The sequence below is a fragment of the Pseudomonas sp. BF-R-19 genome, assembly GCF_019956445.1.
GTDB lineage: Bacteria > Pseudomonadota > Gammaproteobacteria > Pseudomonadales > Pseudomonadaceae > Aquipseudomonas > Aquipseudomonas fluorescens_BH.
In genome coordinates this window covers 1-7,990 of record NZ_JAHBDN010000124.1, presented here as the reverse complement: position 1 = coordinate 7,990, position 7,990 = coordinate 1, and the positions used below count along the sequence as shown (strand labels likewise).

Here is a 7,990-nt window from a genome sequence, read left to right as displayed (position 1 = left end):
GGTGGGGAGTCCCGCGCAATTATTGTCTGATGAGGATTCCCAAGAGTCGGTGGTGCTGCCACTGGATATGTTAAACACGGCATTTACGACTCCCCTGACCTTGCTAGAAATCACCGACGATGACTTCATTCCACAGGAGTTGGAATGGGACCTGGATGAATATATTGGAACAACTGACCCTCAAGCAGAGTTTAACTTCGAGATTGCGGTAACCCGGGGTTTTGATACCTTTCCGATTCAGCCTGCCAGTTCTCCCATCCCCGGCCCGTCGGGTGCTTCATCAGGAGTACCAAAACCATATACCTGTCAAGATTGCGGCAAAATTTTTTCGCACAAGGGAAACTTAAATCAACATTTAAGAACGCATACCGGCGAGAAGCCTCATGTCTGTAAAGAACCGGGATGTAATGCAGCATTTACTGTGTCCGGAGCCCTGAATACACATCGTCGAACGCATCATACAGGCGAGAAGCCTTATGTCTGTAAAGCGCCGAGATGCAACAAAACGTTTGCGGCATCGGGTACATTGTCTCTACATCGTCGAACGCATTCAGACGAGCGTCACTACCACTGCGAGGAACCAGGATGTAACGCGTCGTTCAAGCAGTCAGTGCATCTCACAGATCATCGTTCAACGCACACTGGCGAGCGGCCTTATCACTGCACGGAACCTGGATGCAATGCTGCATTTGGGGTGCGGGCAAATCTCGTCTCTCATCGTCGAACTCATTCTGGCGAGCGGCCCTATCGCTGCATGGCGCCAGGGTGTTGTGCAGCGTTTAAGCGGTCGCAGCACCTCACCCGGCATAGTCGAACCCATGCCGTTTAGTTGCTATTCAACGGCAAGTATCATGTGGGGATTCCGATTGTCCCCTCGAATCACGACTCTTTCGGAACAACCTGAACCGCAGCATCCACCTGAACTTTCACAGCCCCCTGCTTCTGCGCCCGCCAACTCGCCGGCGGCATACCAAACTGGCTGATAAACCACCGCGTAAACGAACTCGCCATCGAATAGCCAAGCATGTCGGCAATCCGGCTCAGCGGATAATTCGGATTATCCAGATAACGCAGCACCAGGTCGCGGCGCACGTCGTTGATCACGTCGTTGAACGCACAGCCATCGTCCTTGAGGCGGCGTTGCAGGGTGCGCACGTTCATGCCCTGGCTCTGGGCGACCTGCTCGATGGTGGCGCGCCCCATGGGCAGCAGCAGGTAGATGGCCTTGCGCACCTCGAACAGCATCGAGGCACCTTCGTGGTTCTGCAGCGAGTCGAGGTAGCTCTGGGCGTAGCGGGCCATGGCCGGGTCGGCGTTGGGGTTGGTCACGTCGAGGCTGACGTCAGGGCAGACGATGCCGTTGAATTCGCTGCCGAACTCCAGGTTGCAGCCGAACAGCCGGCGGTGCAGGTGCAGGTTGTCCGGTGGCTGGTGCATGAAGTTGACACTGTAGGGGTGCCAGTGTGAGCCCAGCAAGGCCGAGCACAGCCGGAACATCACGCCGATGGCCAGTTCCGTGGCCTGGCGGCTGGGCATCGGCGATTCGGTGACCACCTCTTCGCGAATGATCACCATCTTGCCGGCCTCTTCAATGAAGATCGCCAGCGAGTCGTTCATCAGGTGCCGGTAATCCACCACGACCTGCAAGGCATCGCGCAGGGTGCGCTGGTGGCTGAGCAGCAGGCTGACCACGCCGAAGTCCGAGAGCTGGCGCGACTCGGCCATGCTCAGGCCGAAGGTCTGGCAGCCGCTGGCGGTGGCCGAGTCTTCCAGCAAGCGGACGGCGGCATCGATCTGGATACGGTGTTCAGGGGCTTGCAGTTGGGCCCTGCTCAGGCCGACAGCGGCCAGTACGTCGCGCGGGTTGAAACCCAGGTACTGGGTGACCTCCAGGTAGTTGGTCAAGACGGCGGCGCGAACAAGCTTGGTCATGCAAAGTCTTCCCTGGGCCGATGGCGGTTGGCGTGAGCGTGGCGACTATATCCAGCGTATCAACAGTTGAACAGTTGTCATGTCGTTGATGGATTTCATGCTGTCCGGTCACCAGTCCTCTACGCTGCATGGAGCCATCAGCGCTCATCCGTTGATTACAGTGACCTTGCGCCAACCTGCGGAATTTTTCGACCAGCGGTCGCGTTGTCCTGGTGTCCTACAATTTGTCATCAAAAGAAAAGTGCCTGACGTCCAATGTAAAGCGCTTCGGGTGGGCGCTCTTTAATGTCGACCCTACAAAAAGCCTCTGGCGAAAACAGCCAGTCGAGTTATCGAGAAAGCGAAGGTGCTGACCGTGGACAAACTGCAAACTGCCGCCACCATTCTGATCGTTCCGGGTCTGCGCGAGCACGTGGCCGAACATTGGCAAACATTGCTTGCCGCCAGGTTGAGCAACGTGCGCAGTGTTGCGCCGCTGGAGACCGACAAACTCGATTGCATGGCCCGTGTGCGGGCGATTCAACACGAACTCGAACAGATCGACGGCCCCGTGATTCTGGTGGCCCACAGCGCCGGCGTGCTGATGGTCGCGCACTGGGCGGCGCACTACAGCCGTCCGATCAAGGGTGCCTTGCTGGCCGCGCCACCGGACCTCGATGCGGTCTGGCCGTCAAACTATCCATCGTCCGAAACCCTGCGTAACCAGGGCTGGAATCCTCTGCCACAAGGCCCACTGCCATTTCGCAGCATCGTGGCCGGCAGCACCAACGATCACTTGGCCAGTCTTCCTGCGGTCACCCGCATGGCAGAAGGCTGGGGCGCCGAATTGCTCAATCTGGGCGATGTCGGTCATCTCAATCCGGCCGCAGGATTTGGCCACTGGCAGCAAGCTGAAGCACTCATCCTGGAGCTGGATCGCTAGTACAAGGAGCTGGACTGGCAGTACGCCAACCGGCATTTGCCCTCATTCCTTAAACGCAAACCCGAAGAGGTTTGTGCGAGGGCGGCTGCGCTTAAAACAAAGACAAAAAGGCGGAGACAACGCAATGCACAACAATAAGAGTCACGGCTTCACCGCTCCACGCTGCACCTTGCTGGCCTCAGCCATTCTTGCGGCAACCGTACCGGTGGCCCATGCGGCCGAGATCGAGACGGGGAATCCGGACTGGAACGTACGCGTGGATAACACCATCAAGTACAACTACGGCGTGCGCACCGAAAGTGCCGACAAACGCATGTTGGCAACGCCGAACAACAACGACGGCGACTACAACTTCCGCAAGGCCGGTACCAACATTACCAACCGTATCGACCTGTTGACCGAAATGGACGTGGTCTACAAGAACGCCATGGGCTTTCGCGTCAGCGCCGCCAGCTGGTACGACAAGGCCTATGACAACACCGGTTCCAATTCCAACCCGTTCGTCAACGGCAACGATGCGCGTTCGGGCCTGATTGCCAACGACCCACGCCTGGCCGGGGTCACCCGTGACAACGTCGGCAATGGCAGCCCGCACCTGAGCAACTATGCCCAGCGTTACTACAGCGGTCCTTCGGGCGAGATCCTCGACGCCTTCGTGTTCTACAGCACCGAAGTGGGCGAGGAGTCGATGTTCAGCGCCAAGGCCGGTCAGCACAACGTGTTCTGGGGCGAGACCATTCTCAACCCGGTGCACTCGGTCAGCTACGGCCAGTCCGGCCTCGACCTGGCCAAGCTTGCCGCGTCGCCAGGTACCGAGGCCAAGGAACTGTTCGTTCCGCGTAACCAGTTGTCGATGTCGTTCACTGTCAATCCCGAGCTGACCGTGGGTGCCCAGTATTTCCTCAATTGGGATGCCGCGCGTCTGCCGGAAGCGGGTACCTATTACGGTGGTTCCGACCTGGTCGGCTTCGGCGCGCAATCGTTCCTGTTGGGCAACACCAACGGCGTGGTACCGGGCAGCCCGCTGGGTTGTGGCCTGGCGCCGTGCAACGCCTTGACCAATGTGCGTCGTGGCAAGGACCTGACGCCGCATGACAGCGGCGACTGGGGCATCATGGCCAAATGGTCGCCGGCCTGGCTGGATGGCACCCTCGGCGTTTACTACCGCGAAACCTCGGAAATCCTGCCGCAAGCCTGGCTGGACGCCAGGGGCATTACCTCGGCCAATCCGAACGGCACCCGTCCGGCAGGGCAAGTGCCTGCGGTGATCAACACCCTCAATTCGCTGGACACCGCCACCTATCAACTGGCCTATGCCGACAACATCAAGATCCTTGGCCTGAGCTTGTCCAAGGACGTGGGTGGAATCAGCGTGGGTTCGGATCTGAACGTCCGTCACAACATGCCGCTGGCCAGTATCCCGGCCATCGTCAGTACCCGCAGCCCGCTGGGCCTGGGTCAAGGTCTTGGTCTGTTGCCTGCACGTACGGACGCCACCGGTGTGGTCTATGACACCCCGAGTCGTGGCGACAGCATGAGCGCCACCGGCGACACCCTGCACTGGACGCTCAACGGTCTGATGACCCTGCCGAAAACGCCGGTGTTCGACCAGGCCACTGTGCTTGCCGAGCTGTACTACAGCAACCTGCTCAAGCTCGATAGCAAGAACGAAGCGCTCTACAAGGGCAAGGGCAGCTATCGCGGCATCGACGCGCCGACCCGTGACAACTGGGGTCTGGCCGTCAACTTCACACCGACCTGGTACCAGGTATTCCCGGGTGTCGACCTCAACGCGCCGATGTCGGTCAACGTCGGTCTCGACGGTGTGTCGCCGGTCTCCGGTGGCGGTGCCAAGGACACCGGCAACTATGCCGTGGGCGTCGGTGCCGTTGTGTACAACAAATACTTTGTCGACCTGAAGTACGTGGACTCTTTCGGCGAAACCGACAAGTGCAATAACAGTGGTGTGAGTACCGGCCCAACCGGCGGTGACGGCTCCACCCCGAACGCCTTTAGCGGCAACGAAAACTACGCCTGCTACGCCGGTGGCTACTCAGCCTTCTCCGGTGGTGGTGCCACGACTGAGGACCGTGGCGCGGTGTACCTGACGATGAAAACTACATTCTGATTCACCACTGATTTGCTCAATGCAAGCAGGAGAATAACAAGATGAAATTTGTAAAAACCGTGTTGGCCGCTTCGCTGGCCATGGTCTTCGCCGCTCAGGCACAGGCTGCTGTTTCAACTCAGGAAGCTGCCAAGCTGGGCACCAGCCTGACACAGGTAGGGGCTGAAAAATCCGGGAACGCTGATGGTTCCATTCCTGCCTACAACGGTGGCTTGACCACTGCGCCGGCCAGCTTCAAGGCCGGCGACAGCATGCGCCCGGATCCGTTTGCCAGTGAAAAGCCGGTACTGGTGATCGACGGCAAGAACGTCGATCAGTACAAGGGTCTGCTCACGGCGACCACGGTAGAACTGGCCAAGCGTTTCCCGACGTTCCGTGTCGACGTGTTCCCGACGCACCGCACCGTGTCGCTGCCTCAAGCGATTCTGGATAACGGCGTGAAGAACGCCAGCGGCGCCAAGTCCCTGGAAGGTGGCCTGGCCATCGACAACGTGCTGCCGGGCATTCCGTTCCCGATTCCGCAGTCGGGCAACGAAGCGATGTGGAACTTCCTGTTGCGCTACCAAGGCGTCAGCATCAGCTCCAAGTACGACTCCTGGAACGTTGACTCCGCCGGTGTGCCAAGCCTGGCGACCACCGGGCAAGCGAACATCTCCTACCCGATCTATGAAAACCTCTCGCAGCCGATCAGCAGCGCCGACGTGTACTACCAGATGAAGCTGGCGTACACCGGCCCAGCGCGCCGCGCCGGCGAGGCGATCATGCTCAAGGATGCCGCCAACCCGTTGCAGCAACCGCGTCGCGCCTGGCAGTACTTGCCGGGGCAGCGTCGGGTCAAGCTGGCGCCGAGCCTGGCCTACGACACGCCTAACCCGGGTACCGCCGGTGCGGGCACCTACGATGACGTGTTCGTGTTCAACGGTGCGCTGGATCGCTACGACTGGAAACTGGTCGGCAAGCAGGAAATGATCGTGCCGTACAACACCTACAAGCTGACCTACGTCCAGGATCCGAAGTCGCTGACCACCGCCAATCACCTGTCGCCTGACTTCGTACGCTGGGAAAAACACCGTGTATGGGTCGTTGAAGGCAACCTCAAGGCCGGTGCCCGTCACATCTACGCCAAGCGTCGCTTCTACCTCGACGAAGACAGCTGGACCGCTTTGGCCTCGGATCAATATGACGCCCGTGGTCAGCTCTATCGCGGTTCCTTCGCCTTCCTGAGCCAGAGCTATGACAAGCAGGTTCCGGACTCCACGCCGTTCATGATCTACGACCTGGTCGGTGGTTCGTACAACATCAACGGTGTAGTCGGCCCTTACGGCGGGATCAAGTACATCGAGCCGCTCTCCAAGGCCCAGTGGTCTTCGGAATCCCTGGCCGGCGCCGGTATTCGCTAAGCCAACCGCATTGTAGGAGCGAGCTTGCTCGCGATGGGCCAGAGGGCGACGCGGGCATCCAGACAGCACGCGTAATCGTTCTCGACCATCGCGAGCAAGCTCGCTCCTACTACGGCATGACCTGCAGGGCGCAAGGTTTGAACGTCTGGCACACGGATGTGTGCCAGACGCGGTTTTCCGAAGAGGACGCAGTATGTGTTCGTATAAAAATAATATGTTGCAGCTGGCCTTTGGCGTTGTGCTTTGCCTGTCGCAGGGCATCACCCAGGCGGCCGATTACGTCGATGTGCTGGACCTGCCCGCCAGGGTCAGTGCCTTGGCCATCAACAGCCCGTTGTCCGGCATGACCCGCGCCGGTGGGCGGGTGATTACCGTCGGCCAGCGTGGCCATATTCTGTTTTCCGATGATTCGGGAAACCACTGGCAACAGGCCGCCGTACCGGCCAGTGCCGACCTCACTGCAGTGAATTTTCCGACCGCCACCCAAGGCTGGGCGGTGGGCAATGACGGCGTGGTGCTGCACAGCAGCGACGCCGGCGCGACCTGGCACAAGCAACTCGACGGTCGTCAGATCGGCGCCTTGCTGGTCAAGCACTACACGGCGCTGGCCAGCGCCGAACCGGGCAATGAGCAATGGCCGCTGCTGGTCGCCGAGGGCCAGCGCCTGGCCGAGCAGGGCGCGGACAAACCGCTGCTCGACGTCTGGTTCGCCAACGACAAGACCGGCTATGTGGTCGGGGTATTCAACCTGATCCTGCGCACCGACGATGGTGGCCTGACCTGGACGCCGTATCAGGACCGTACCGACAACCCCCAGGGTTTCCACCTCAACGCCATCGCCTCCACCGGCGACGGTCTGTACATCGCTGGCGAGCAAGGCTTGCTGCTCAAGTGGGATGACAGCGCCCAACGTTTTGCCGCCGTGCCGACGCCTTATCAGGGCAGCTTTTTCGGTGTGCTCGGCAAGCCAGGCGAAGTGCTGATCTACGGCCTGCGCGGCAACGTGTTGCGCAGCACCGACGGCGGCCAGCGCTGGACTGCGCTGGACAGCGGCCTGCACGTCAGCATCACCGCCGGCCTGATCGATGCCCGTGGCAACTATCGCTTGTTCACCCAGGGCGGGCAGATGCTGGTCAGCCAAGGAACGGGCGCGCAGTTGCGTCTGAAGCCGCAACCGGCACCGACCCCGGTCGCCGGCGCCACCCAGTCCGCCGCTGGCGCCTTGGTGCTGGCCGGCAGCCGTGGTGCCCGGACACTGTCCGCCGACCCAGCCCTCGAACCCTAAGAGCGAGAACCCAGACATGGGCAATATCAAACAAGACGCCATGCCGGTGATCCGCGAACTGCGCGATTTCGACCAGCGCTCCGGCAACCTCCTCGAACGGTTGGTATTCAATTATCGCCCGCTGTTCATGCTGCTGATGGCGCTCGCCACCGTGGTGCTGGGCTTCATGGCGGTGACTCGCCTGGAGTTGCGCCCAAGCTTCGAAAAAATGATTCCGCAGAGCCAGCCGTACATCCAGAACTTCCTGGAAAACCGCGCTTCGCTGCGCGGTCTGGGCAACTCGGTGCGGGTGGTGGTGGAGAACACCCAGGGTGATATTTTCG

The 7,990-nt window shown here is 60.3% G+C and carries 6 protein-coding genes and 1 pseudogene; 6 read left to right on the top strand and 1 reads right to left on the bottom strand.

Going from position 1 to position 7,990, the window contains the following annotated elements:
• On the top strand, positions 1-829 hold an 829-nt coding region (locus KGB28_RS30710; protein WP_223449170.1), incomplete at its 5' end, for a C2H2-type zinc finger protein.
• A 50-nt stretch (positions 830-879) separates the two neighbouring features.
• On the opposite strand, the gene KGB28_RS30705 is transcribed toward KGB28_RS30710, so the two are convergent.
• Complete coding sequence (locus KGB28_RS30705) at positions 880-1,932, bottom strand: AraC family transcriptional regulator (protein ID WP_223449169.1); 1,053 nt, start codon at positions 1,930-1,932, stop codon at positions 880-882.
• A 355-nt stretch (positions 1,933-2,287) separates the two neighbouring features.
• On the opposite strand from KGB28_RS30705, the gene KGB28_RS30700 reads away from it, so the two are divergent.
• The 5 genes and pseudogenes from KGB28_RS30700 to KGB28_RS30680 form a co-directional block, all read left to right on the top strand.
• Positions 2,288-2,854: an RBBP9/YdeN family alpha/beta hydrolase gene (locus tag KGB28_RS30700; RefSeq protein ID WP_150757966.1), complete on the top strand. Its 567-nt coding sequence runs from the start codon at positions 2,288-2,290 to the stop codon at positions 2,852-2,854.
• Positions 2,855-2,978: 124 nt separating this feature from the next.
• A complete protein-coding gene (locus tag KGB28_RS30695) occupies positions 2,979-4,982 on the top strand; it encodes a DUF1302 domain-containing protein (RefSeq protein WP_223449168.1) in 2,004 nt (667 codons plus the stop codon).
• Positions 4,983-5,023: 41 nt separating this feature from the next.
• Complete coding sequence (locus KGB28_RS30690; protein WP_223449167.1) at positions 5,024-6,382, top strand: DUF1329 domain-containing protein; 1,359 nt, start codon at positions 5,024-5,026, stop codon at positions 6,380-6,382.
• A gap of 193 nt (positions 6,383-6,575) precedes the next feature.
• Positions 6,576-7,667, top strand: coding sequence for a WD40/YVTN/BNR-like repeat-containing protein (locus tag KGB28_RS30685; RefSeq protein WP_223449166.1), 1,092 nt, complete (start codon positions 6,576-6,578; stop codon positions 7,665-7,667).
• A 16-nt stretch (positions 7,668-7,683) separates the two neighbouring features.
• Positions 7,684-7,990: pseudogene (locus KGB28_RS30680) on the top strand (RND family transporter); the annotation flags it as partial.